Genomic DNA, 24,671 nt, shown 5'->3' with positions numbered 1-24,671 from the left:
TGAATGGATGGGGGTAGTCCCCATCACATTAGAAGTTTGGCTAACGTTCCTTGAGACTCCGACATGCAAAAAGGAATACCATTCTATTTGTATGAAGCTCGGTAAAGACGGCGAATCTTCGGTCCAGAAGCTGCGGAGGGAATTTACGGATTGTAACGGTGAAGAGGGGATGTCTTGGAAGTAGGTTCTTCTACTTTTAAGTCATCCCCTCTTTTTTTATTCCTGGTTTTTCTTGCGGTGGTAGTGCTGATTTACTTTGACGCGATTCCCGCACTTGTCCATGCTGCACCAGCGGCGCTGCTGATTGCGGCTGCTATCGTAGAAGAACAGGATGCAGGCATGATTCTCACACTTCTTGAGATTAGCCAGTTTGAATGTCGTGAAGAAGAGGCAGGCCTCTTCCAGGAACAAGGCGGGCAGCTGCGTGATCTCGTAGTTTCTGACAGTGGTGAATGGACGTTCCTGATCGCCTGCCTCGATTTGATAATAACTGCGGTAACGCGCCAACTCTTGATTGAGAAAAGTGACGATCGAGGCCGGAATGGATTGTTCCTGAATGATTTGGGTAAATGCCTGTTCAATCCGGCTGCGAATGATCAGGATCTTTTGAATGATGGTGTCCTGCTCGTCAGGGGTAAGCTCCTCTCGATCACTTATCACCCATTTCCGTCTGTCGGCCTGCTCCAGCCAGCTCATCAGATGACCCCAAGACTCGATGAGCTCTGTCTGGATTCCTTTGACATTCTTGCGGGTGTTCACAAAATCAGTTGTAAAGTGATTGCCTACAAAAACAAATGCGGGCTTATCTATGGTTGATCCAACTCCTTCTCTGTGCTCCTGTTTTAATTCTAACCGCTAAAATAGCTATTTACAAGTTATATAATATTGTGTATTGTAATGCCTGTAAGATATTTTTGGTGGTTAGGGGATATGGAAAATGAGATTGGGACACATTGGTTTGAATGTATCGGAAATAGAAAGATCGGTTCGATTCTATACGGAGGTATTGGGCTTTACACTGCGGAATCTATCGGAGGAACCCGGAAGAAAATTCGCACTGCTTGGCGATGATCAGAAGAATCTGGTCACCTTATGGCAGCAAAGTGAAGGAAGCTTCTCCCCACGGCTGCCGGGTCTGCATCATCTGGCCTTTGAAGTGGATTCGGTTGATACCATTAAAGGATATGAGGAAAAATTGAGAGCGAACGGAGTTCCCTTCATCTATGATGGGATGGTTGCTCATACGGAGGGCGGAGACTCCGGCGGGATCTTCTTCGAAGATCCGGACGGGATCCGGTTGGAGATTTATGCGCTGCTGGGTGTGGGCTGCCACGCGCACACGGCGACGGAAGGGAAAGCTTGTGGTTTCTTCTGATGCACTATCATCCGGGCGAAATTCAGGTTCAGGAACGGGCGGGTGTAAGGGACATCGCAGCACGCAAAAATAACATTTACAGTGAGATTCCGCTAGCGGCGAAGACGTTCCTCGAAAGCCAGCCTTTTCTGATACTTGGCGCAGCAGATGACGATGGGGCAGTTTGGGCTTCCGTATGGTTCGGAACCCCCGGATTCATCAAGGTAGAAGACTCTCAGCATGCCATTATTAACGGTGTTCCTAATTCTCAGGACCCCATCTCACTCTGCCTGTACCCCTCCAATCCGATCGCAGCCATTGCAGTCGACTTCGCCACCCGGCGCCGCATGCGCTTGAATGGCCGAATTGGGGAGATCCAACCGAACGGGTTTCAAGTTAGGGCAGAGCAAGTCTACTCCAACTGTCCGAAGTACATCCAAGCGCGTGAATGGACCCTAAGAGAAGGACCGAGCGTTGAACTGGTAGCTCAGGCACTGGAGACGCTCTCTGAAGAAGTGGTGACCCTGGTGAATAAAGCGGATACCTTCTTCATTGCAACTCAACATCTTCAGTATGGTACGGATGTATCCCACCGCGGGGGTATGCCGGGATTCGTAAGAGCCGAGGATGACCGGACGTTGGTGTTTCCGGATTACAGCGGCAATGCGATGTTTAATACGCTTGGGAATGCAGTCTGTTACCCGCAGGCAGGGCTGTTATTCATGGATTTTGACTCGGGCAGCCTTATTCAATTGACGGGAACGGTCGAGATTCTATGGGATGTGACTCCATTCGCCCACTGGTTCCAGGATGCCCAGCGGATCATCCGATTTCATCTGGAACGGGGAATTATTACGAGTCATGCGATGTCTCTAAGCTGGAGAACCGTACAGTACTCCCCTGCTAATCCGAGCGTAGTTGTGGAATCCTAGTTGATCGGCATGAACTTTCACACCCCAATTCTGCAGCGTCGCCTTACCTTCCACGCTTAACACATAATCTTTTCCTTGTTCCTCTAAATAGTTCATATCAAGTAACCGATGCCTCAATTTTGTACTTATGTCAGTCAGTTATTCGGCGGTCTCCTTCTGTTATTGCTGAGTGCCGTTATGGAAACGCCGCAGCTTACGTTCAATCTAACTTCTGTGTCGGTTGTATTGTACTTGGCCATTATGGGTTCCATTGTGCAATTTGCAGCATGGTATTACTTGCTAAGTCATGGCGATCCTGGGAAAACAAGCGCCTATCTGTTCTTAGCCCCGTTCTTTGGTGTACTCTCGGGGTTCATCACATCCATAACGAGACTATACATACGTATGTTTATTTAGGGGGATTTTGCATTGGCATCGGAATATTTCTTGTGAACTGGACTGCATTCGGCAAAAAGCATTCGCATGAATAGGAAGGATAAAGCGAGTTGAATAACCAGAGAGCAGACTTCGTGGCAGCTGCTCCTGTTCGAAGAAAATTAAGTTGTAGATTGAATATAAAGTGAGACAATCCTGGTTAAAACCGGCATGCAGCCTATTCTTAGTCCCGCCGCTCACGTTATAGTATAATTTTTCCATTCCGAAGAGGGGAAGTATTTGAATGACTGAACAAACAATAGCAAGCAGATTAGAAGTGTTAGGAATCGTTTTACCAAGTGCAAGCGAACCAGCAGCTAAGTATGCAAACTTCGTAAAAGTAAACGGGTTATTGTTCGTATCAGGTAAAGGGCCCACTGGAAACCCGAAAGGTAAGTTAGGTCAGGACTATACTACAGAAGAAGGTTATCAGTTTGCACGACAAACTGGGATTGAAATTTTAGCTGTACTGAAATCAGCTTTAAACTCGCTGGAGCATGTGAAAAGGGTGGTTAAAATTCAGGGTTTTGTTAATGCCGACGCTAAGTTTGAAGAACATCATAAAGTGTTAAATGGTTGTACTGATCTTATGCTGGACGTGTTCGGAGATAAGGGCATTCATGCACGTTCAGTGTTTGGAGCTGTTTCCGTTAGAGACAATCTTCCAATCATAATTGACTCAATATTTGAAGTTGATGAATAGAAAGGTGTTTTAAGACGGGAGTTCAATAAACCGCCTGTTCAGTTAAGGCGGTTTTCTTATGGTAAAATATCAATATTAGAATTTAACAAAGCCATGAAAATAGAAGAATTCCTCACTTGATTCCAAACTAAGGTTCTTAGCTTGATGGGCATGGGGTACGACCAAAATCCTTGTGTTTAAAGGCTTTTTTCTTTATGGAGCCTAGGGGGATTTGCCTTGTCTACCTCGCCAATCCATCCTGGGATGTCCGAGTCTTTGATTAAAGGGCTGAAGAAGCGTATTCGGTGAGGACTTTTAGAGGTAGATTCAGACGCCGTGCTCCTCCGCATTCGCTTCGTGCGCGCGGACTGAACCCCGGGGTTCGCCCCCTGGCTCTCCATATAAAAGAAACGCCACCACATGAAAAATGTGATGGCGCTTCTTTTATATGGAGCCTAGGGGGATTTGCCTCGCTTACCTCGCCAATCCATCATGGGATGTCCGAATCTTTGATTAAAGGGCTGACGAAGCGTATTCGGCGAGGACTTTTAGAGGTAGATTCAGACGCCGTGCTCCTCCGCATTCGCTTCGTGCGCGCGGACTGAACCCCGGGGTTCGCCCCCTGGCTCTCCATATAAAAGAAATGCCACCACATGAAAAATGTGATGGCGTTTCTTTTATATGGAGCCTAGGGGGATCGAACCCCTGACCTCATCGCTGCCAGCGATGCGCTCTCCCAGCTGAGCTAAGGCCCCGAGTGACACTTTTATTATTATACATAGAACAGTCACTCCGCGCAAGATGGTTGGGAATAAATTATAACAGAAAAGCCCGGTGCTACTAAAGCAAATCTCAATCTCCTCTTAATTCTTGGTTTTCAGCAATACGAAAAACCTGCATCAAATTTTATTTCGAAAGAAAGTAAGGCATTGTCACAAAAAACACTCTCTTATCGTTATACAGACAAATAACCAAATGAACTTAAGGGAGTGGTTGTAATGGAAACATTGACCTGTATCGTAATTGGAGCGGGATATGCTGGTATTCATGCGATGAAGGAATTACGCAAAAATTTAATTAACGGTAAAAGAAGCCAGTCTATCCGATTTGTATTAATTGACAAAAATAGCTATCACTTGCGCAAGGTCATCCTTTTTAAGCCAGCGGTAACAGATGAAAATATTTGCATACCTCTTGCCGAAATGTTCCCAGAAGGTGTGGAGCATATTGAGGCAACCGTCACAGAGGTTAAAAAGGCAGAAAAAAAACTGCTGCTGCGCAATGGGAATGGGGAAGAGCAGACGATATATTACGATGTGCTGGTAGTAGCTATTGGCAGCATCATTCGGCAGCATGACGAGGAAAAAGGCGGATTGCCGCTTGCTACTTTGGAACATGCGAAGAACATTCGGACAGCATGGCGAGCTAATTTACAGCAGGCTGCTATCGAAGCCAATCCGGCCGAGCGAGAGCGCCTTATGACGATTGCTGTAGCGGGAGCTGGCATAAGCGGCATTGAAACAGCGGCCGAATTAGCCCATTATGTTAGGGCAGATGCAAAGCAGCTGGGATTGGAGCCGAATCAAGTACACATTCGCTTGTTTAATGCGCATGAAAGATTATTTTTGGATGGGCCAGGCAAAGTGGCCTCGAAATTAGAGCAGCTGCTAACGGATAACGGAGTAACAGTCGTTCATAGAAGCCGAGTGCTGTTGGAAGCAGCCGGGCGCCTACATTTGTCCAGTGGTGAAGAGCTGCCCGCTGGCTTGCTCATTTGGACATTAGGACTTATGCCAAACCCGGCTTTAAGACAGCTGGGCTTACCGATAACAGAGGGCGGGTTTGTCAAAATAGATGCAAGCTATCGGGTTAAGGCTGCCAGTGGTATATACAGTATTGGGGATTGCGCAAAAGTGATCGATCCGGAGACGGGACGTTCAGACGGCCTGACCTGCAAGGAGGCCATTCCGCAAGCGGCTAGACTTGGCAAGGTGATAGCAGCTGATCTTGAAGGGAAGACGGCTCCAAGGCATACAGGCTATATAGATAGCTTCAGCATCGGACTAGGACCAGAAAGGGGATTAACATGGGTGCACAAATGGGGAATGGATATAATGATTACTGGGAAAATGGCGTACCGAATTAAACAATTTACATGGAATATAGCCAGCTCCATTAAGTAATTCCGTTAAGTTATAAAGAGACTATTATCTTTTTTGGGACATATGTCCTTTCCAATATACAGCGTTCTGCCGTTTAATTAAGGAAATGAAAAGGACGGGGAGAGCGAGCATGAAAGGGATTTTGTTTGCGATATTAGGAGGGGCATGTATTACGCTGCAGGGAATAGCAAATACCAGAATTAGCGGAAGCATAGGAACGTGGCAAGCCGCAACACTTACCCAATTTACAGGCTTTTTCGTGGCCTTTATTATTTTAATGTGCGTAGGTGCTGGAAAATGGCGTGAATTTCGACAGGTAAAGCCTTTATATTTGGCAGGAGGCTCTTTTGCAGCTATTATTATTTTCAGTAATGTAACGGCCATTCAACAGATTGGCGTAACGCTGATGGTATCGATGCTGCTGATCGCCCAGCTCGGCATGACCTTTATAATTGAGACGAATGGCTTTTTTGGCTTGAAGAAGCAAAAAATAAATGGGGCGCAATTGATCGGCATTGGCATGATGATAAGCGGTGTGTTTTTATTAAAAGGCTGATGCCGAAAGCGAGCTACGCTATGAAAGAAGTGGGGAAATGATTGAAATCAAAGACCGCGAGCTGCTCGGTCATTATTTGCAGCTGCACCAGCTGGAGTCTGTATTTAATGAGCCGCTGCGTTCTTATTTAACCTTGTACAACTTTGAACAAGAGGAGCTCATATGCGGTCAAGGGGAAACGCCTCAGCATATGTATGTGCTGGTGAAGGGGAAAATTAAAGTATACACGAACTCGCCGGAGGGAAAGACGCTCATTATTTCTTTTAAGACGCCGCTTGAGGTCATTGGCGATGTGGAATATATTCGCGGCACGGAGTTTCTCAATACAGTAGAGGCCGTATCTCCCGTAATTATGATAGGGATTCAGCATCGCTGGCTAGATAAGCATGGGAAGGATTATGCGCCGCTGCTGCGATTTTTATTGGAGAAAATTACGCGGAAGTTTTATTTTAAATCTAATTCCATGAGCTTGAATGTCATGCAGCCTGTGGATGTACGCCTGGCAAGCTATTTGCTGTCGGTTTCCTACGACGAATCCGATGAGCAGTTTAAAGGGGAGCTCAGCACGGACAATTTGAAGGATGTCGCGAATTTGATTGGCACAAGCTATCGGCACCTAAACCGGGTCATACGGCAGTTTTGTGAGGAAGGCCTCGTCGAGCGTACGAAGCAATGGATTGTTATTAAAAATAAGGATGCCTTAAGCAAACGGGCCAATCATCATAATTATACATTAACGGATAAGAAGGGAGAGCAGGGCCAATGATGACAGGCATATTGTTTTCGCTTATGGCGGGCGCGCTCGTCAGCATACAAGCGATTTTTAACAGCAAGGTAAATGAACGGGCTGGAACGTGGGCAACCACGACGCTCGTATTGGGACTCGGATTTCTGGCCTCTTTGACCATTGGATTTATTTCGGAAGGGAGGCAGCTGTTTGCATGGCAGGATATGCAGACTTGGTTTTGGTTCAGCGGTTTAATCGGGGTTGGGGTTGTCATGAGCCTGATGCAGGCAATGAAGCGGCTTAGTCCGACAATAACGATTGCCATTGTTATGACTTCTGAGGTTTTATTTGCTCTATTATGGGATTCGCTTGGCTGGATGGGGCTTGCCCAGGTACCGTTTACAATCAACAAGCTGCTTGGCGTGCTGGTCATTATCGGTGGTATTTTTGTATTGAAATTTGGCGGCAGGCGTGAGCGGCAGGAAGTGTCTGAGGCGGCTTAGTCTCCAACGGTATTTTTGAGAGAGCAGTTCTCTGCAAAGAGGAATGCTCTTTTTTCGTTTGAAAATCTGTGCGTATAAAACAATAATAATATATTAATTAGAATTAAATTTTTATTGTAAAACGATAAATATTGTGTTAAAGTCGAATTAAATTTAATCTTAAGTGAGGGGCTTTTTATGGAACGAGGAACAACACTCTTTTTAAAGGCAGCGGTTATTGTGATGGGCATCCCAGTTCTTGCTTTGTGTATATTTATGGTGCCGGAAATTGCGAATTTTATAGCAGAGTTATATCCAGATCATGCTTATTTGAAATATCTCGTTTTCATCGATTTATATGCAGCAGCGATCCCTTTTTACTTTGCCCTGTATCAGGCTTTAAAACTTTTAAGTTATATTGACCACAATAAAGCTTTCTCGGAATTATCTGTACGTGTTTTAAAAAACATAAAAATTTGTGCAATCATGATCAGCAGCTTGTATGTGGTAGGCATGCCGCTATTCTATCTGATAGCGGAGAAAGACGATGCTCCAGGAATCATCGTAATCGGATTGGTCATGATTTTTGCCTCTTTGGTGATCGCCGTGTTTGCTGCTGTTCTCCAGAAGCTTTTGAAAGAGGCTATTGATATAAAATCAGAGAATGATTTGACAGTCTGAGGTGAATAACATGGGGATAATCATTAATATTGATGTGATGTTGGCTAAGAGGAAAATGAGTGTAACAGAGCTATCGGAGAGGGTTGGAATAACGATGGCTAACCTTTCTATATTGAAAAATGGAAAGGCAAAAGCGATAAGATTATCCACTTTAGAGGGGATTTGTAAGGCTTTAGAATGTCAGCCTGGCGATATTTTAGAATATAAAAGCGACTGAAGCTAAAAGTTTAGAGGGATAATGAATTGAATTGCAGTTAGGGAAACGATAATTGAATCATAAGGGAACAAGAAAGCAGCCGGTCGAAATGATCGGCTGCTTTGCGTTGAAACAACAGTTTGTGTCCAGCATTACCCAAGGGCACGAAAAAAAGATTGAACACAAAATAACACTATGATATACTCGATAGCGTTATTGACAAATTCAATCAAGGTATGTATTCATTTTTATCCCTACTGTAATTTTACATCTGGAAATTCGATTTGTCAATGCTCTTTTTATTCCCAAAAAACGGAAAAAGGAGTGTGTTCACCAAAGATGGATACGAAGGATTGGCAGCAGGAACAGGTGCGGATAGAACAGGTCAGAAACAAGCTGCAGGCGAGAATCGATGAACTGGAGCCAGAGGTTGCTGGTCTGCACGATCAGGCTGTGGACATCCGGAAGCGATTTTGGGAGGAGGTTACGATCAATACAAGCACGTATGAAGATTTCGAAGAGACCTTCTACACGATTAACCAGCAGTCAGCGCTATTGGCCGAACGGGAGCGCGGATACAAGCTGTTGACGAAGCAATGGAAAAGCATGAACCGTCTGCTTCCGTCTCCTTATTTTGGACGCATCGACTTTCAAGAGGACGGTCTGAGCCTCAGCGAACAAATCTATATCGGCGTAACTTCCTTCGTCGACAATGACGGATTAACCTTCCTAGTCTATGACTGGCGTACGCCAATCGCAAGCTTGTACTACGACCACTCCCCTGGAAGGGCATCTTATGTCACGCCAATCGGACGAGTCGAAGGGACGATGGAGCTTAAACGGCAGTTTCAGATTCAAAATGGGCAAATTCAGAGCATGTTTGACACAAGCGAAACGATTGGAGACGAATTGCTGCAGCAAGTGCTCGGTAAAGCTGCGGACCCGCAAATGAAGAGTATCGTGGCAACCATTCAGAAGGAGCAAAACACCATTATCCGCAATGACAAAAGCCGGATGCTTATCGTACAGGGGTCGGCCGGCAGCGGTAAGACTTCCGCGGCATTGCAGCGAGTGGCGTACTTGCTGTACAAACACCGCCAGACGATCAGGGCTGATCAAATCGTGCTTTTCTCACCGAATCCGATGTTTAACAGTTATATCTCCACCGTCCTTCCGGAGCTAGGTGAAGAGAATATGCAGCAGACGACTTTTCAAGAATATCTCGACTATTGGCTTGGTTCCTCGTTGCGGCCGGAGGATGCCTTTGATCAGATCGAATTTGTACTGACCTCACAAGGAGCGCCGGGGTATAAGGCTCGTCTTCAGGGGATCGAATATAAAACTTCCGAGGCTTTCCTGAAAGCCCTGCAGAACTATGGAATGTGGTTGGGAAGGGAAGGCATGCGATTCAACGGTATTTGGATTCGGGACCGCGAGTTGATCACCGCGGAGCGAATGAGTGCAAAATTTTACGGTTATGACCGTTCTCTGCCGCTAATCAATCGTGTCGCACTCTTGCAGGAATGGCTGCTCGATGAGCTGGCCTTGCTGGAACGCATGGAACGGCAAGCGCCTTGGGTACAGGAAGAGCTTAGTTATCTAGACACCGAGCATTACGCGGAAGTTTTCGAAATGCTGCATAAGGAGAAGGAAGTATTCGACCTTACGGAGCAAATTGCGCAGGTTCGCGAGAAAATGAACAACAAGCGCCGGGAAGATGAAGGAGACTTTAACTTTGGGCTGAGGGAGGAAGAGCTGCTTCGCCGAAGAATCGTGAAAGAAAGCTTTAAGCCGCTAAGGAAAAGTGTGAAAAAATTCTCGTTTGTAGATGTCAAAGGCATATACGCCCAATTGTTTGTTGATGAAGCGGCTTATCGGGAGCAAACCAATGGGACGGATATCCCCACGCTATGGCCTGAAATATGCAGCCAAACCAAGGAAAGGCTGCTTCGAAGCGAGTTGTTTCATGAGGATGCGACTCCGTACTTGTATGTAAAAGAGCTGATCGAAGGTGTTCGGACGAACACGGATATCCGCTATGTCTTCGTTGATGAAGGACAGGATTATTCGATGTTTCAATATGAATATTTAAAAAAGCTGTTTCCCCGTGCCCGGATGACGGTGCTAGGCGATTACGGGCAAGCGATCTTCATGCAGGCTACAAGCTTGGCTGCATCCGATTCGCCGCTGGTCCGCCTTTTCGGCGAAGCCGAAACAAGCCTTGTCTGCCTTGTACGCAGTTATCGTTCAACGAGGGAGATTGTTGAATTTACGAAATCGATGCTTCCGGGCGGAGAAGAGATTGCTCCTTTTGAAAGGGGAGGTCAAAAGCCTCTCCTGACGACACTCGGCAGCGGGGAGAAGCGTGCTGCGCAAATTGTGGCGGACATTGCGGCGCTCAAGGCGGAAGGCTTCGATTCCATTGCCGTCATTACGAAGACCACAGCCGAAAGCCGGTTGGCCCATGAAGCGTTGCGGATTCAAGGATGCGAGGCTCTGCAGCTCATTACGAAGGAGACGCTAGGCTTTGAAAAAGCGGTGATGGTCATTCCTGTGTATCTCGCCAAGGGTGTCGAGTTCGATGCAGTTTTGGTCTACGATGCTTCGCCTGAAGCTTACGGCCGGGACAACGAACGCAAGCTTCTTTATACGGCTTGTACGCGGGCCATGCACCGGCTTCATCTTTACACGACGGGCGATTGGTCGCCGTTCGTTCAGGCATTGCCTGCGAATTTGTACGAGAAAGCTTGAAACGCTTATCACATTTTTTACTCCATATAATGAATGGTTAGGAGAGATAGAGTATGAGTTCTTTCGTTCTGGGTTTTCAGGAAATGGAAAAGACGCAGCTGTTGGCCGTTGGCGGAAAAGGGTTGAATTTAGGGGAATTATCAAAAATGGAAGGCATACAAGTACCCGAAGGATTTTGTGTTACAACAGTGGGGTATCAAAAAGCCATCGAACAAAACGAAACGTATCATGCTTTGCTCAATCGACTAGCCATGCTAAAGGTAGAAGATCGAGATCAAATTGGTGAAATCAGCAGGGAAATTCGGCAAATCATTATGGAAATCGAAATTCCTTCCGATGTTGTGCAAGCAGTTACTCACTATCTCTCTCAGTTTGGTGATGGGCATGCTTATGCAGTGCGTTCTAGCGCGACTGCAGAAGATTTGCCACATGCCTCCTTTGCTGGTCAGCATGACACCTATTTAAATATCATCGGCAAAGAAGCCATTTTGCAGCATATCAGCAAATGCTGGGCTTCCTTATTTACAGATCGTGCGGTAATCTACCGCATGCAAAACGAATTTGACCACAGCCAAGTGTATTTATCTGTTATCGTTCAAAGGATGGTTTTCCCACTGGCTTCAGGCATTTTATTCACCGCAGATCCGATTACTTCCAATCGAAAGCTTCTATCCATTGATGCCGGTTTTGGACTTGGAGAAGCATTGGTCTCTGGCTTGGTATCCGCCGATTGTTATCAAGTACAGGAAGAGGAAATCGTCGATAAGAGGATAGCGACCAAAAAAATAGCTATCTATGGACTTAAAGAAGGCGGAACAGAGACACAGCAGATTGATCCTGATCAGCAAACGACTCAAACCCTTACTGAACAACAAATTCTACAACTCGCACGCATAGGAAGAAAGATCGAACAACATTTCGGCTGTCCTCAGGACATCGAATGGTGCTTGGATCAGGATACCTTCTATATTGTCCAGAGCCGGCCAATTACTACTTTATACCCGATACCTGAAGCGAATGATCAAGAAAAACACGTCTATGTATCGGTCGGTCATCAACAAATGATGACCGATCCGATCAGACCATTGGGCTTGTCTTTTTATCTGTTAACGACTCCTGCACCCATGCGTACAGCTGGTGGAAGATTGTTTGTTGATATTGCACCTAGGATGGCTACATCTGTCGGCCGGGAAGCTTTATTAAATGCCTTGGGATCCGATCCGCTAATAAAAGGCGCACTCATGACCCTAATAGAGCGCGATTTTGTAAAATTGTTGCCAAATGATCAAACAGCACCGATTCTGGGCAGAAGTCATACCGATATGCTGGCACAATTCGAGAATGACCCTACAATCGTTTCTGATTTGATTAAGAGTAATCAGACATCGGTAGAAGAGTTAAAACAAAATATCCAAACAAAATCGGGATCGAATTTAATGGATTTTATTTTGGAAGATTTTCAGCAATTAAAGAAGATTTTATTTGATCCAAAAAGCTCGAGTGTGTTTATGGCTGCTATGGAAGCTTCATCATGGATCAATGAAAAAATGAACGAGTGGTTAGGTGAAATAAACGCAGCAGACACGCTTTCGCAATCGGTGCCCGGCAATATTACTTCGGAAATGGGTCTGGAGCTAATGAATGTCGCAGATGTCATTCGTCCTTACCCAGAAGTAATTGATTATTTACAGCATGTAAAAGAGGATAACTTTTTGGATGAACTCGTTAAGTTAAATGGAGGACGGGAAACGCGAGATGCTATCTATGCTTATCTCCATAAATACGGAATGAGATGTGCCGGGGAAATCGATATGACTACAACGCGTTGGAGTGAAAAACCAATTGCACTTGTCCCGATGATTTTGGGTAACATCAAAAACTTTGAGCCTGATGCTGGCAAGCGGAAATTTGAGCAAGGGCGGCAGGAGGCTTTAGAAAAAGAACAAGAGTTATTAGACCGATTGAAGCCATTGCCGGATGGTGAACGAAAAGCTACAGAGACAAAAAGAATGATCAGTCTCATCCGAAATTTTATCGGCTATCGTGAATATCCAAAATACGGCATGATCAATCGCTACTTCGTATATAAGCAAGCTTTACTGAAAGAAGCCGAACAGCTCGTACAAGCGAGCGTTATTCAAGAAAAAGAAGATGTATACTATCTCACTTTTGAAGAGCTTCGCAATGTCGTACGCACCAATAAATTGGATTACCCGATCATCAGCAAACGAAAAGACGAGTACCGCTTATATGAAAAACTAACTCCTCCACGTGTGATTACGTCTGATGGTGAAATCATTTCAGGCAAGTACGAACGAGGAAATCTTCCAGCCGAAGCTATTGCAGGCCTGCCAGTTTCTTCCGGAGTGATTGAAGGGAGAGCGCGTGTCATCTTACGAATGGAAGATGCTGTTCTAGAAGAGGGAGATATATTAGTCACCGCCTTTACCGATCCTGGGTGGACACCATTGTTTGTATCCATTAAAGGACTAGTCACCGAGGTTGGTGGACTGATGACTCATGGCGCAGTTATCGCACGTGAATATGGCTTGCCAGCAGTTGTAGGCGTGGAGAATGCTACCAAACTGATAAAGGACGGGCAGCGAATTCGCGTGCATGGAACAGAAGGGTATATCGTAATATTGTAATGGCTGAGATTAAAGCAACTGTGATAATAAGCTAATTGAATGGCAAAAAGGCTGCAGCTAGTTCGTTGCTGCAGCCCCCATGTTCGTATCCATTAAATATCAAGGTTACGGGTGCCGAGCCATTTCACCATCTCAGGATCGCGATGTGAAAAGAACAGGCTCTGTTTCGTATCCAACCTACTTATCGCTTCCATATCCTCTTGTGTTAATTCGAAATCAAAGCAGTTGAAGTTTTCGATCAATCTTTCTTTGCGAACAGACTTTGGAATCACAACAACGTCTCTTAGTGTCAACCAACGTAAAACCACCTGAGCAACGGATTTATTATATTTTTCAGCTATAGATACCAATACCTCATTTTGGAACAGATTATTTTTTCCTTCAGCAAATGGGGCCCAGGATTGAATCTGTACATGGTTCTCTTTCATGAATGCTGCACTTTCGATTTGCTGGTTGAACGGGTGCGTTTCAACCTGGTTGACGGCAGGAGCTACTTCATTATGAATAATGAGATCGATCAGACGGTCCGGGTGGAAATTGCTTACGCCAATCGCCCTACTTTTACCTTCACGATTTAATTCCTCCATCGCACGCCATGAGCCATGCACATCGCCAAATGGCTGATGAATTAAATACAAGTCCAAATAATCCAATTGCAATCTTTCCAGTGACTTTTCGAAAGCTCGTTTTGTACGTTCATAACCAGCATCCTGAACCCAAAGCTTTGTAGTAATAAACAATTCCTCTCTTGCTACGCCACTCCGTTTAATCGCTCTGCCAACGGCTTCTTCATTTAAATAAGAGGCGGCTGTATCAATCAGTCGATAGCCTGCCGTAATAGCATCATAAACGCTTTGTTCACACTCCGTTTGATCTGCAATTTGAAATACACCAAAGCCCAATATAGGCATCTCAACACCATTGTTCAAAATGACCTTTTGCATTTAAAACCCTCCAGTTTTTTATAATTAGACATCTATTTCATACAGCTGTATCTTTCCCGAAAAAATAAGTGGAGATTTAACCATAGTACTCTGCGGCATAACTTTATTATGCATTTCTGAACATATAGCTGATATCTAAATAATCTTAAATGGTTGCCTATTCCTCTCACTGCCAATCGTTATTTGCAAACTAATAACGTATAATAAAACAAATTAAAACTTAACATCCATGAACCTTCCAGTGATCGGACAGGTTGTTAAGGCATCACCTGATGCTCCATATTTGAGCATAAAACTTGATTTTAGCCAGAATGAAATTCTAGAGGTTTTGAAAGACGCCAAGATTCATGCGAATTTAAAGGTTGATGCTTCACGAGCTATGTTTGTCGCTCAGATCGAATCTTCTATATTGGATGCTGTGCTGCGATTGGTTCAATTGCTAGATTCCCCTCAAGATATTCCGTTTCTTGCCCCTATTCATAAGAAAGAGATCATTTATAGACTCCTTCAAGGGCAATATGGAACTGCACTGGCACAAATTGCATTGGAAGGAAGCAACACCTACCGCATCAAGGGGGCAATCGACCAAATCATCCGACATTATGATCAACCTTTAACAATTGAGAAACTGGCTGATGTCGCTTGCATGAGCATTTCTTCGTTCCACAGACTCTTTAAAGAAATCACAGCCATGAGCCCTCGTTCAATCTTCGCAACCGATAAGCGTTCATTGCGGCTTCTCCTAGCTCCTCGAGAATGGTGTAATTCGCCCAAGCCCCCGCCACTGCTCCAATCCCCGGCACCATTTGCAGCATTTTCCGAAAGTCGATGGAGTCGCGGTATTCCTTCTGGAACGTCTCCCAGTCCATGTTTTTGGAGTACTCGGTTTCCGAGAAGAACAATTCTTTTTCAGTATCCCAGCGTTTAATCGAGTGTAACAGCTTGGCACGTTGCTCGGCTCCGGAGAATGCCATTTGGAATACTTTAAGAATGAAAACTCGCTCGGAAAACTGCTTCGTATCATACCCATAGACATGTGCCAGTTCAAACAAAAATTTCATCTTGATTGCAATTAACGCAGGGAAGTCCACAATGCTAAGCGCAATACCACCCGCTCCGGTGCCTGCTCCTTCGGCGGTCGCAATTTTTTGATATAAGGAAAACAATTGTTTCGCTTCTTGATCAGCGAGCTCTAGAGAAAGGCCTTGCAGCACCGATCTCTTAGGCGTATATTCCGCGCCGAACAGCGCTGTACGCACGATCGATTTTATAGTGGCCGTAATGACGTTGTGCACCTTGGGTGGAATTAAGTCGTTAATTCGCTTTCCAATCGTCTTTGATGTTTTCTCCAGCCATCCGGGCGGTTTGAAAAACTGGCGCTCCCAAGCGGCGATTTCTTTGTGCACGTTATGCTCGTAATTCATTGTCATTCGCTCCTACAACAGACTTGGCTATATTGTACAGGAGGTTGCCGTGATTTGGAACAGACTGCAGCAGGTGGCGGAGCCCGACGAAAGTCGTGGATGCGCTTAAATCTTAGCTCGTCTACCACTGTGGAAGCATTAAACTTTTAAATTAACGGCAGAGATGAACATCTACATGCAATTCCATTGAAAAATGGCTTATTTGCCTTGTTCAACTCATGTAAACCACGCTCCTATTTATGTAAACTTAAAGCAGCAAAACGATGGATGGCTTTGCTGGCAAGTTCACATTTTATTTAGGGAGTGGTTTTACATTGAACAAGCATCATCATGCTTCTGCTCGCAGTGCAGAAGCCATTGCTCCAGCATCTGATCGTCTGCCTTGGGCCGCATTATTAGCGCTCGCTATGGCAGGGTTTATATGTATTTTGACGGAGACGATTCCCGCGGGCCTGCTGCCGCAAATTGGGGAGGGGCTGCACATTTCAGAGGCGCTAGCGGGTCAACTAGTCACTGTTTACGCGCTGGGCACCTTATTGACTGCTATTCCTTTGACTGCGGCTACGAGCAGCTGGCGCAGGCGTCCTCTGCTGCTGCTATGTATGGTCGGTTTTCTGTTGTTCAACAGCGTAACGGCGTTTTCCTCCAGTTATGGGCTGACGATAATTGCCCGTTTTATGGCGGGAGTAAGCTCCGGCATATTATGGGGCATGTCAGCTGGCTATGCTCGCCGGATGGTGCCTGATGCACTGAAGGGCCGCGCAATGGCTATAGCGATGCTTGGGGCACCGATCGCGCTTGCACTTGGTGTTCCTGCGGGTACTTTCCTTGGTGTGTTTGCGGGCTGGCGGTTTGTTTTTGGAATGATGTCGCTGCTTGCCGTGCTGCTCATCTTATGGATCATGTGGAAGATGCCGGACTTTGCAGGACAAGCTTCGGCCAAGAGACGCTCCCTCTACAACGTATTTATTATCCCAGGAGTAAGGCCCGTCTTAGCCGTTGTCCTGGCCTGGGTGCTTGCACACAACATTCTTTATACGTATATAGCACCTTTTTTGGCTGTGATCGGGCTTGTGGAACGCGTAGATGTCGTTTTGCTGGTTTTTGGAGTGACATCGGTTGCGGGCATCTTATTCATTGGCCTGTTAATTGACCGCATGCAGCGGGCTTTGGTCATCATAAGCCTCGCGGGTTTCGCCGTCGCATCCGTCCTGCTGGGCATAGGCAGCAGCCAGCCTATGCTCGTCTATTCAGCCATTGCTTTGTGGGGGTTGACCTTTGGCGGGGCGGCGACGCTGCTGCAGACAGCGGTGGCCGAAGCCGCTGGCGATCATGCAGATGTGGCGCAATCGATGCTGGTGACGGCCTGGAATTTGGCGATTGGCGGGGGCGGATTAATCGGTGCGATTTTGCTTGAAACGCTTGGTGTGATTTCCTTTCCATGGGTACTGTTCCTGTTGGTAATCGTAGCTCTGCTTCTCGCGTGGCTTGCCAAGGGGCATGGTTTTCGTGCAAACAGAAGCTGAGCTGTATGAGCATCAGCCTAAATCGGTTAGGTAAGGTGCTTCCTCAAGAGCGGGGAAAAGCTGCCTATGGTCAATGGGTGACGACATCACAATCAAAATCGTATATGTACCATATTTATCACATTGATTGCCGAACTCTTCAAGGGAGCGGGTGGAGTCGGTCAGCACTTTCAATAAGTAATTGTGCTGGCCGCTGATGCGGTGGCACTCCATAACATCGGAAGAGGAATGGACAAAATCAAGAAAGGCATGGCAATCTCGCGTCTGAAACAGCATATAGGCGATGGATTGCTTGCCGATCTTTTCCGGAGAAATGATCGTACGATATTCCTCGATAATGCCTTTTTCCTCCAGCCGTCTGACTCTTTCCGTTACAGCAGGTTGAGACAGGCCCACACTTTTGCCAAGCTCCGTCATGGAAATTCTCGCTTGATTTTGCAAATGGAATAAAATTTGTTTGTCCACATGATCCATGAAAAATGCCTCCTCTAAATTTAAAGCTTCAACTAATGTAAGCAATGAATTTATAAGTATTATAATTTTTTTCCTAATAATTATAGGTGATTAAGCCATTAATACGACTATCATAAACCTATAAGCTTACTTTAAGCAAGTGACAGCTCCTCTTTAATAAACCGCATCAATTGATGCTTCGATGTGGACGCATAGGCCTCATTGCGCAGCTGCAGCAGGCCAATGGGAATGGAAGCATCCTTGAGCTGTACATCAAGGGCAACAAGATTCGGCGCCAGCTGTGTCGAAGCAAGAACAACGCCTATAGCGGCTGTCTGCTGGATAAATGCCGGAATGGCAGAAATTTGGCTGATCGTATGCAGGAGGGGAGCATTGTCATAGCGTGAAAACTGCTTGGATAATCGCAAATAATACAGGCATGTAGCTCCTCCAATAAGGAGAGGATAAGCAAGCAGCTCGGCAAAATCTATGCCTTTCCTGCTCGCAAGGGGATGGTCGTTGGTTGCCACAAAAGCGATACTCTCTTCAAATAAGGGCTCAAAGCGAAAGGCAGCCGAATCAGCAGGTTCCCCGCAAATGGCAAAGTCGAGGCTGCCTTGCAGCACTGCGCGAGACAAAGTATCGGTGTTGCCTATAACAAAATGGCAGGAAACACGGGGCTTAAGCTCCTGAAACCGCCGGAGTGAGGCAGGCAGTACCTGCTTTGCAAGTGATTCTAACGCTCCTATGCTGACCGTCCCAATCTCCTCCTGCTGCAAAGCCTTCGCCTGCTCCGCTACATAATGCCAATGTCCAATTAGCTTATCTACCTCGGCGGCGAACAGCTGCCCTGCGGCCGTAAGCTCGGCATCCCAGCCCCGATTGAACAGCTGAATGCCAAGCTCCTTCTCCAGCCGCTGCACCTGACTCGTGACAGTAGACTGGGCATAATGCAGCTTGAGGGCGGCTTTGGAAAAGTTGCCTTCTTGAACAATCGTTTGAAACGTCGTTAACTCCTTCAAATCCATGCTGAACAGCTCCTTGTATAAATAGCTAACCATCTTATTCGATAAAATTGAATAAGAATATGATTTTATTCAATTATACAAATAATTGAGGAAGGCGTACAATAAGGGCATCCAATTGAAGGAGGAAGCCAGCATGCCATTCGTCAGAGTCAGTTATTTGGAAAATAAATATGATGAGCCGCAATTGTCGGCTATTAGCCAAGTTATTATGCACGCACTGATGGAGCATTTCCATGTGCCGGAGGACGATTTTTTTCAAGTATTCCATGGGCATCGGGCGGGCGAGTTTTATTATAGTCCCCATTATTTAAACATAAGGCGAACCGATGAACTGCTCTATATCCAAATTACTTTGAAATCGGGAAGAAGCACGTTGCAGAAGCAGCATTTTTATAAAAGGGTAGCGCAGCGTTTGGCAAGCGAGCTAGCCATTCGAGAGGAAGATGTATTCATTATGCTCGTCGGGACGGAGCTTGCGGATTGGACATTCGGCAGTGGAATCGCGCAAATGATTGCGCCTCAAGATACGATTGCTTCAAACGTTCGGCAGACGTTCGGGGATATTGCGCCCGCATTTGTCCAATATTCGGAGGAAGTGCTCTTCGGAGAGGTTTGGAAAAGAGAGCAGCTGTCGCTTCGGGATCGCAGCCTGCTCACGATATCCGCATTAGTGGCGGGCGGATCGACGGAGCAGCTGCCCTTCCATATTCGTCTAGGGCTGCAGCATGGCTTGACGGAGGAGCAGATCGTAGAGGCATTAACCCATCTTGCCTTTTACGCGGGGTGGCCGCGTGCCGCAGCTGCAATACAAGTAGCGAAGCAGCTGTTTCAAGAAATGAGCTGACCCCCCCAAATGGGGGATTTTCTTATCGCTTGCTTCATATTATGATAAACAAGCATACAGCACTTTTTTTTTCAGTGACACAATAAGACGCAATTTGCCTCTCAAGGCATCAGCCGAGCTGCCAAGCTCCAATGGTGCCAGCCTATACTACAGATGGCGGCAACGCTTCCGCTGGGAGGCGCTGTCCATCTGTGGGAAACCTCAATACTTGTTATTTCATATGTTAACCATTCAAATACGGTGGATACTGGTCAAACAGTATGGGCCGTATTTTTATTGCCCGATTTTCTGCTATACTAGGGGGTGGTCTGACATAATGAGTATAGATACATAGGCATTTTCGGAGGTGTCCATCAGTAATGGCAAGCATTAAACTTCATGTTCCTCCCATTCGCAGCTCTTTGGTCTTTCGGCCGAAGCTGATGAGCAAGCTTGACGAGGGGATGAAAACGAAGCTGACCGTCGTTTCAGCCCAAGCTGGCTATGGGAAAACGACAGCCTTAAGCGGTTGGGCAAAAGGATGCAGCTCGCCAGTGGCATGGGTTTCATTGGATGTGCATGATAATGACTGGATTACATTTTGGAGCTATGTGGCAGCTTCCATTCAGACCTCTATGGCTGGCTTTGCTCCTTTGCTTCGATCCTTAATCGACAAAGGGCCAGCGGTGTCTGCAGAGCCTGCGATGGGCATGCTGCTGGATGAGCTGGCTGCACTGGAAGGCGAGCTAGTCATCATTCTTGATGATTTCCACTCTATTGAACTGCCTGCCATTCAGCATTCTTTCATTTATTTGCTGGAGCATCTTCCTGCTCACATTCATATATATATCGCTAGCCGAAATGAGCTGTCCATTCCTACAGCAAGGCTGCGGGCGAAAGGCGAATATCATCAAATCAAGATGCATGATTTGCGGTTCGAGCTGGAGGAAGGGTTTGTTTTTTTTCGGGATATGACGGAGCTGCATTTAACGAAAGAACAGGTGGCACTGCTGTGTCTTCAGACAGAGGGCTGGATCAGCGGATTGCAGCTGGCTGCCATTTCCTTGAAGCAGAGCCGCAACATAACGGAATCGATTGAGCAGTTTAAGGGGCATCACCATATTTCCGACTATTTGCTGGAGGAAGTATTTAGTCAACTGCCCATTCAGCTGCGTGATTTTTTGCTTGAAACGTCTATTTTACAACGATTAAATGCTTCGATATGCGAGGCGGTAACCGGCTTTGCCAACAGCCAGGAGCAATTGGAAAAAATCGAACGTTTGAATTTATTTATAATTCCGCTGGACGACCAGCGCGACTGGTATCGGTATCATCATTTGCTTTCGGATTTTTTGCAGCAGCAGCTGTTGAGGAACGCTCCGGTTAAAAAACGGCAAGCCCATATTCGTGCCGCCCAGTGGCTGGAGAGCCGGGGGCTTGAGCAGGAGGCGGTTGAGCATTTTCTGCAAGGGCAGCAGTATAACGATGCCGTACGTTTAATAGAAAAAAATCTGATAGCCTTTATGCAAACCAAAAGCGTTGTATTAAATAGATGGCTATCCGTCATGCCGGAGAGCGCCTTTGCAGACAAGCCGATGGTCGAAATGTTTTACATTTCAGTCCTGCTTGGGGTAGGTGAATGGAAAGCTGCTTTTCGCAAAATAGAGCAAGCCCTAATTCGATTTGCAGCGCTGAAAGAGCAATTAAACGAAGCGGATTGGAAGCGGGCGATGGGCAATATTTATTTCTTTTGCTCGATCGTTTCCTATTTACATAAAGATTTAAATTTGACGTCGGATTATTTGGAGCGAGTGGAGCAGTACATGCCCGAGGGCAGCTTTTTTCAAACGATGGGACGCAATCGCTACCAAGGCTATGATGCTTTTGACGACCATTTGGCGTTTATTAACGACCTTCATGCGGCGGATGCTTTTTTGCGGAGATGGATTACAGCCTGGGAGCATAAAAAACAATATCCGTTCATCGGCTTCCTCAATGTGTCTTACAGCAAATTGCTTTATGAATGGAATCGGCTGGAAGAAGCTTCGTTTTATGCGAATCAGGCACTTGAACGCGACGATATTAAGCCTTTTGCCCGAATTATGATTCATTTAGCGGTTGGCGCTTCGCAAATCGAACAGGCCAAGGGAAATAACGAGCGGGCGACGGAGCTGCTTGTGCGGCTGAAGTCGCATATCGATTCTCCCGATGCGGTATTGTTCTATTTGCGAATTGAGGCCGAGCAAGCTCGTCTCGCTCTGCGGCAAGGCTTTATCCAAGAAGCGCAAAATTGGCTTGATCATTGCGGCATGCTGCATACAGACGAGGTGTCGCTAAACCGCGTGCCTGAGCATCTCATATTGGCCAGAGTGCTTGCTGCCTGCGGCAGACCGGAGGATGCGCTGCATTTGCTGAAGCGGCTTAGCCATCTATTAAGCAAGGAGGATCGGCTGCGCGACCGCATAAAAAGCATCATTTTGCAAAGCTTGATCGTTGAGCAAATAGGCAAAATGGATGCCGCGCTTGCCCATCTGGAGGATGCGCTGCGGCTCGCTGAGCCGCAAGGCTATATTCGCAGCTTCATTGATGAAGGCGAAAGGATGACTGCGCTGCTCGCCGCTTATAAACAGACCAGGCATACAGCTAAGGAGACTATAGAGCAGCGGGAACCCGTTGTAACGATGGAATATGTACAGATGCTGCTCCTTGCTTTGTATGTAGAACCAGAAGAGCTGCAGCAGTCGAAAGTAAGTTTGACGGAGCAGGAAATACGGGTGCTGCGGCTCATTGCTGACGGCTTAGCCAATAAGGAAATTGCCGCGAGGCTCGGCAATGCGAACGAAACGATAAAGTGGCACATTAAGAGCATATACAGAAAGCTCGGTGTGAGCAATCGCGTTCAAGCGCTTCAGGTAGCAAGGGAATCTAATATTTTGCTGCCCTAGATCGGCCGATTCCGCATGAATACGAATGCAGCTTTGTAAGTCTTGCCATGGGGCAAGGCTTTTTTTGTATGAATATAGGAAAGGATAAAATTTTTCTATCCCTTCTCTATATTTCTCGGAATGAAACGTGCTGCGCCGCCAAAGGAAGGCGACAGCCGTTTCACCTTGAAATATAGGAAAGGATATGATGTTTCTATCCCTTCTCTATATTTCTCGGAATGAAACGCGCTGCGCCGCCAAAGGAAGGCGACAGCCGTTTCACCTTGGTAAACAAAGATTAATTACAATTTTTTCTGTGTAAAAAGTCCTATTTCTATAACAATTTATTTATAAATCTGCGATTTAATCAGATTCTAGTGCTCTATCAAAAATATTAGCAAATGTCTTATAATAGAATGTGAAGTAAATTATAGGAAATGAGTAGGGAGGAATCTTTTTTGCTTGAAATTTCAGCATCCTATGTCGATTCGCTTGCTCCGAATGCTGCCGCTATTAAGAACGGGCAAGGACTCGTTAAGAAAAAAAGCTTTGTGCAGTTACACCGTTCCGAAGTAGGGGAGCTATTATTTGGGCAATGCTCAGGCAGCGGCAAGTCCAACTATGAGTGCTCGGTTGACTTTATCGTCCCAGAGAAGCCGACCTTTCGCTGTACATGCCCCAGCCGCCAATTTCCTTGCAAGCATGGCTTAGGCTTGTTGTATGCATACACAGACGGGTTGTCCTTTGAAGTGGCACCGATTCCTGAAGATATTATAAGCAAACGCGAAAAAGCAGAAAAACGCGTTGAAAATAAAGCGCAAAAGGAAAATAGCGATGAGCCGCCTAAACCGAAGAAGGTGAACAAGACGGCGCTGAAGAAAAAAATAGCTGCCCAGCTGGAGGGGCTTGATGTGCTGGAAAAGCTGATTCTTTCACTTATTCGCAGCGGTCTTGGCACCATCGACAGCAAAATGCTTAAAGCGATCCAGGAACACGTCAAGCAATTGGGCAACTATTATTTGTCCGGCGCCCAGATTGAGCTGCGGCGGTTTGCGCTGCTGCTTGCAGGTGATCATGACCGTGACCGTGAAGCGAGTTATACCTATGCGGCGGAACAACTGACTACGCTGCATGCTTTTATTAAGAAAGGCCGAGCTTATTTGCTCTCCAAGCTGGAGGACCCAGAGCTCGCGCTAGATCATACGTCAACGATTGAGGAGTGGCTGGGCCATGCCTGGCAGTTGACCGAACTGAAGGAATTTGGCCTTGTTACGGAAAAAGCAGAGCTGCTGCAGCTGGCCTTCTACAGCTATGACGATGACGCCCGCCAAGAGTTCGTAGATGTTGGCTATTGGCTTGAAGCGGCCAGCGGCGAAATTCACCGCACCGTGCAATATCGTCCTCACAAAGCAGCAAAGCATATGCGCGAGGATGACAGCTTTTTTGAAGTCGCCCAGGTGCCTTACCTATACAAGTATCCAGGAGATATGAATGTACGGGTACGTTTTGAGGAAATGCTGCCGAGAGCAGTAGCAGCAGCTGATTTAGCGAACGTTTCTTCGAAGGCGATCACTTCTTATCCGGAAGCTGTCAAGAGCGTAAAGAACCAGCTGAAAAACCCGCTCAGTGACAAGTCGCCCGTTATGCTGCTGCACGCCGCCAAAGTCGGAACAACAGAAAGCGGGCAGTTTGCGCTAATAGATGAAGCCGGAGGACAGCTTGTGCTCGAGGATATTTCAGCGCTGCCGCAAGGCACCGTATCCCTGCTGCCTTACCTGAATGACGCTCAGCTTATTGACTGCTGTGTTCTGGTCATGTTTGAGCACCGGATGGACCAAGGGCGGCTTGTTGCTCAGCCGCTGACTATTATAAAGGGTGAAGCCATAACTCGGCTTTTATACTAGGGCATGTCTGAGAACGCTGAGGACAGCAAATTTTGCCGAATTTTCGTTCCATGCAAGGCG

At 46.4% G+C, this 24,671-nt stretch carries 20 protein-coding genes, 1 tRNA gene and 2 pseudogenes; 17 read left to right on the top strand and 6 right to left on the bottom strand.

Features of this window, described 5'->3' with window-relative positions; all coding sequences use genetic code 11:
• Positions 1-216: 216 nt before the first annotated feature.
• Positions 217-810: a CGNR zinc finger domain-containing protein gene (locus tag MHB80_RS20435; RefSeq protein ID WP_341283037.1), complete on the bottom strand. Its 594-nt coding sequence runs from the start codon at positions 808-810 to the stop codon at positions 217-219.
• Between the two features lie 127 nt (positions 811-937).
• Here MHB80_RS20435 and MHB80_RS20430 point away from each other — a divergent pair, with 127 nt between their 5' ends.
• The 4 genes and pseudogenes from MHB80_RS20430 (at position 938) to MHB80_RS20415 (ending at position 3,403) form a co-directional block, all read left to right on the top strand.
• On the top strand, positions 938-1,375 hold the full coding sequence (locus tag MHB80_RS20430; RefSeq protein WP_341278696.1) for a VOC family protein: 438 nt from the start codon (positions 938-940) through the stop codon (positions 1,373-1,375).
• Positions 1,360-2,286 carry a pyridoxamine 5'-phosphate oxidase family protein gene (locus MHB80_RS20425; protein WP_341278695.1) on the top strand — a complete coding sequence of 309 codons (927 nt, stop codon included), beginning with the start codon at positions 1,360-1,362 and terminating at the stop codon, positions 2,284-2,286. Before MHB80_RS20430 ends, MHB80_RS20425 begins: the two co-directional genes overlap by 16 nt.
• A 138-nt stretch (positions 2,287-2,424) precedes the next feature.
• A pseudogene (locus MHB80_RS20420) lies at positions 2,425-2,756 on the top strand (DMT family transporter); the annotation flags it as partial.
• A gap of 188 nt (positions 2,757-2,944) precedes the next feature.
• Positions 2,945-3,403 (top strand): RidA family protein, encoded by a 459-nt coding sequence (locus MHB80_RS20415; RefSeq protein ID WP_056038557.1) that lies wholly within the window; start codon positions 2,945-2,947, stop codon positions 3,401-3,403.
• Between the two features lie 661 nt (positions 3,404-4,064).
• Here MHB80_RS20415 and MHB80_RS20410 read toward each other — a convergent pair.
• Positions 4,065-4,137: transfer RNA gene (locus MHB80_RS20410), tRNA-Ala, on the bottom strand.
• A 243-nt stretch (positions 4,138-4,380) separates the two neighbouring features.
• Between MHB80_RS20410 and MHB80_RS20405 the strand changes: the two genes are divergently transcribed.
• The 8 genes from MHB80_RS20405 to ppsA all read left to right on the top strand — a co-directional run bounded on the left by MHB80_RS20405 (position 4,381) and on the right by ppsA (position 13,585).
• Positions 4,381-5,565, top strand: coding sequence for an FAD-dependent oxidoreductase (locus MHB80_RS20405; RefSeq protein ID WP_341278694.1), 1,185 nt, complete (start codon positions 4,381-4,383; stop codon positions 5,563-5,565).
• 109 nt (positions 5,566-5,674) lie between these two features.
• The gene (locus MHB80_RS20400; RefSeq protein ID WP_341278693.1) at positions 5,675-6,100 is read left to right on the top strand and encodes a DMT family transporter; all 426 of its coding nucleotides are present in this window, start codon (positions 5,675-5,677) and stop codon (positions 6,098-6,100) included.
• A 37-nt stretch (positions 6,101-6,137) separates the two neighbouring features.
• Positions 6,138-6,866 (top strand): cyclic nucleotide-binding domain-containing protein, encoded by a 729-nt coding sequence (locus tag MHB80_RS20395; RefSeq protein ID WP_341278692.1) that lies wholly within the window; start codon positions 6,138-6,140, stop codon positions 6,864-6,866.
• Positions 6,863-7,330 carry a DMT family transporter gene (locus MHB80_RS20390; protein WP_341278691.1) on the top strand — a complete coding sequence of 156 codons (468 nt, stop codon included), beginning with the start codon at positions 6,863-6,865 and terminating at the stop codon, positions 7,328-7,330. Before MHB80_RS20395 ends, MHB80_RS20390 begins: the two co-directional genes overlap by 4 nt.
• A 177-nt stretch (positions 7,331-7,507) precedes the next feature.
• Positions 7,508-7,990, top strand: a complete 483-nt coding sequence (locus tag MHB80_RS20385; RefSeq protein WP_341278690.1) for a DUF2975 domain-containing protein — start codon at positions 7,508-7,510, stop codon at positions 7,988-7,990.
• A 10-nt stretch (positions 7,991-8,000) separates the two neighbouring features.
• A complete protein-coding gene (locus MHB80_RS20380; RefSeq protein WP_341278689.1) occupies positions 8,001-8,207 on the top strand; it encodes a helix-turn-helix transcriptional regulator in 207 nt (68 codons plus the stop codon).
• A gap of 318 nt (positions 8,208-8,525) precedes the next feature.
• Positions 8,526-10,937, top strand: a complete 2,412-nt coding sequence (gene helD / locus MHB80_RS20375; protein ID WP_341278688.1) for an RNA polymerase recycling motor HelD — start codon at positions 8,526-8,528, stop codon at positions 10,935-10,937.
• A 53-nt stretch (positions 10,938-10,990) separates the two neighbouring features.
• The gene (ppsA, locus tag MHB80_RS20370; RefSeq protein WP_341278687.1) at positions 10,991-13,585 is read left to right on the top strand and encodes a phosphoenolpyruvate synthase; all 2,595 of its coding nucleotides are present in this window, start codon (positions 10,991-10,993) and stop codon (positions 13,583-13,585) included.
• Between the two features lie 92 nt (positions 13,586-13,677).
• On the opposite strand, the gene MHB80_RS20365 is transcribed toward ppsA, so the two are convergent.
• Complete coding sequence (locus MHB80_RS20365) at positions 13,678-14,529, bottom strand: aldo/keto reductase (protein WP_341278686.1); 852 nt, start codon at positions 14,527-14,529, stop codon at positions 13,678-13,680.
• Between the two features lie 229 nt (positions 14,530-14,758).
• On the opposite strand from MHB80_RS20365, the pseudogene MHB80_RS20360 reads away from it, so the two are divergent.
• Positions 14,759-15,043: pseudogene (locus MHB80_RS20360) on the top strand (AraC family transcriptional regulator); the annotation flags it as partial.
• 169 nt (positions 15,044-15,212) lie between these two features.
• Here the strand turns inward: MHB80_RS20360 and MHB80_RS20355 are convergent.
• Complete coding sequence (locus MHB80_RS20355) at positions 15,213-15,953, bottom strand: EcsC family protein (RefSeq protein ID WP_341278685.1); 741 nt, start codon at positions 15,951-15,953, stop codon at positions 15,213-15,215.
• Between the two features lie 407 nt (positions 15,954-16,360).
• Here MHB80_RS20355 and MHB80_RS20350 point away from each other — a divergent pair, with 407 nt between their 5' ends.
• Positions 16,361-17,479, top strand: coding sequence for an MFS transporter (locus MHB80_RS20350; protein ID WP_341283036.1), 1,119 nt, complete (start codon positions 16,361-16,363; stop codon positions 17,477-17,479).
• Between the two features lie 12 nt (positions 17,480-17,491).
• On the opposite strand, the gene MHB80_RS20345 is transcribed toward MHB80_RS20350, so the two are convergent.
• Together MHB80_RS20345 and MHB80_RS20340 are read right to left on the bottom strand one after the other, a co-directional pair.
• Entirely contained in the window at positions 17,492-17,953 is a 462-nt protein-coding gene (locus MHB80_RS20345; RefSeq protein WP_341278684.1) for an Lrp/AsnC family transcriptional regulator, read from the bottom strand.
• Between the two features lie 131 nt (positions 17,954-18,084).
• On the bottom strand, positions 18,085-18,960 hold the full coding sequence (locus MHB80_RS20340; RefSeq protein WP_341278683.1) for a LysR family transcriptional regulator: 876 nt from the start codon (positions 18,958-18,960) through the stop codon (positions 18,085-18,087).
• A gap of 133 nt (positions 18,961-19,093) precedes the next feature.
• Here MHB80_RS20340 and MHB80_RS20335 point away from each other — a divergent pair, with 133 nt between their 5' ends.
• The 3 genes from MHB80_RS20335 to MHB80_RS20325 all read left to right on the top strand — a co-directional run bounded on the left by MHB80_RS20335 (position 19,094) and on the right by MHB80_RS20325 (position 24,611).
• Positions 19,094-19,804 (top strand): tautomerase family protein, encoded by a 711-nt coding sequence (locus tag MHB80_RS20335; RefSeq protein ID WP_341278682.1) that lies wholly within the window; start codon positions 19,094-19,096, stop codon positions 19,802-19,804.
• 359 nt (positions 19,805-20,163) lie between these two features.
• Positions 20,164-22,728 (top strand): LuxR C-terminal-related transcriptional regulator, encoded by a 2,565-nt coding sequence (locus MHB80_RS20330; RefSeq protein WP_341278681.1) that lies wholly within the window; start codon positions 20,164-20,166, stop codon positions 22,726-22,728.
• 437 nt (positions 22,729-23,165) lie between these two features.
• Positions 23,166-24,611 carry an SWIM zinc finger family protein gene (locus tag MHB80_RS20325; protein WP_341278680.1) on the top strand — a complete coding sequence of 482 codons (1,446 nt, stop codon included), beginning with the start codon at positions 23,166-23,168 and terminating at the stop codon, positions 24,609-24,611.
• Positions 24,612-24,671: the final 60 nt, after the last annotated feature.

Origin of the sequence: Paenibacillus sp. FSL H8-0537, assembly GCF_038051995.1 — a bacterium.
GTDB lineage: Bacteria > Bacillota > Bacilli > Paenibacillales > Paenibacillaceae > Pristimantibacillus.
The sequence above is the reverse complement of the archived record's forward strand: the minus strand, read 5'-3'. Positions and strand labels throughout refer to the sequence as shown.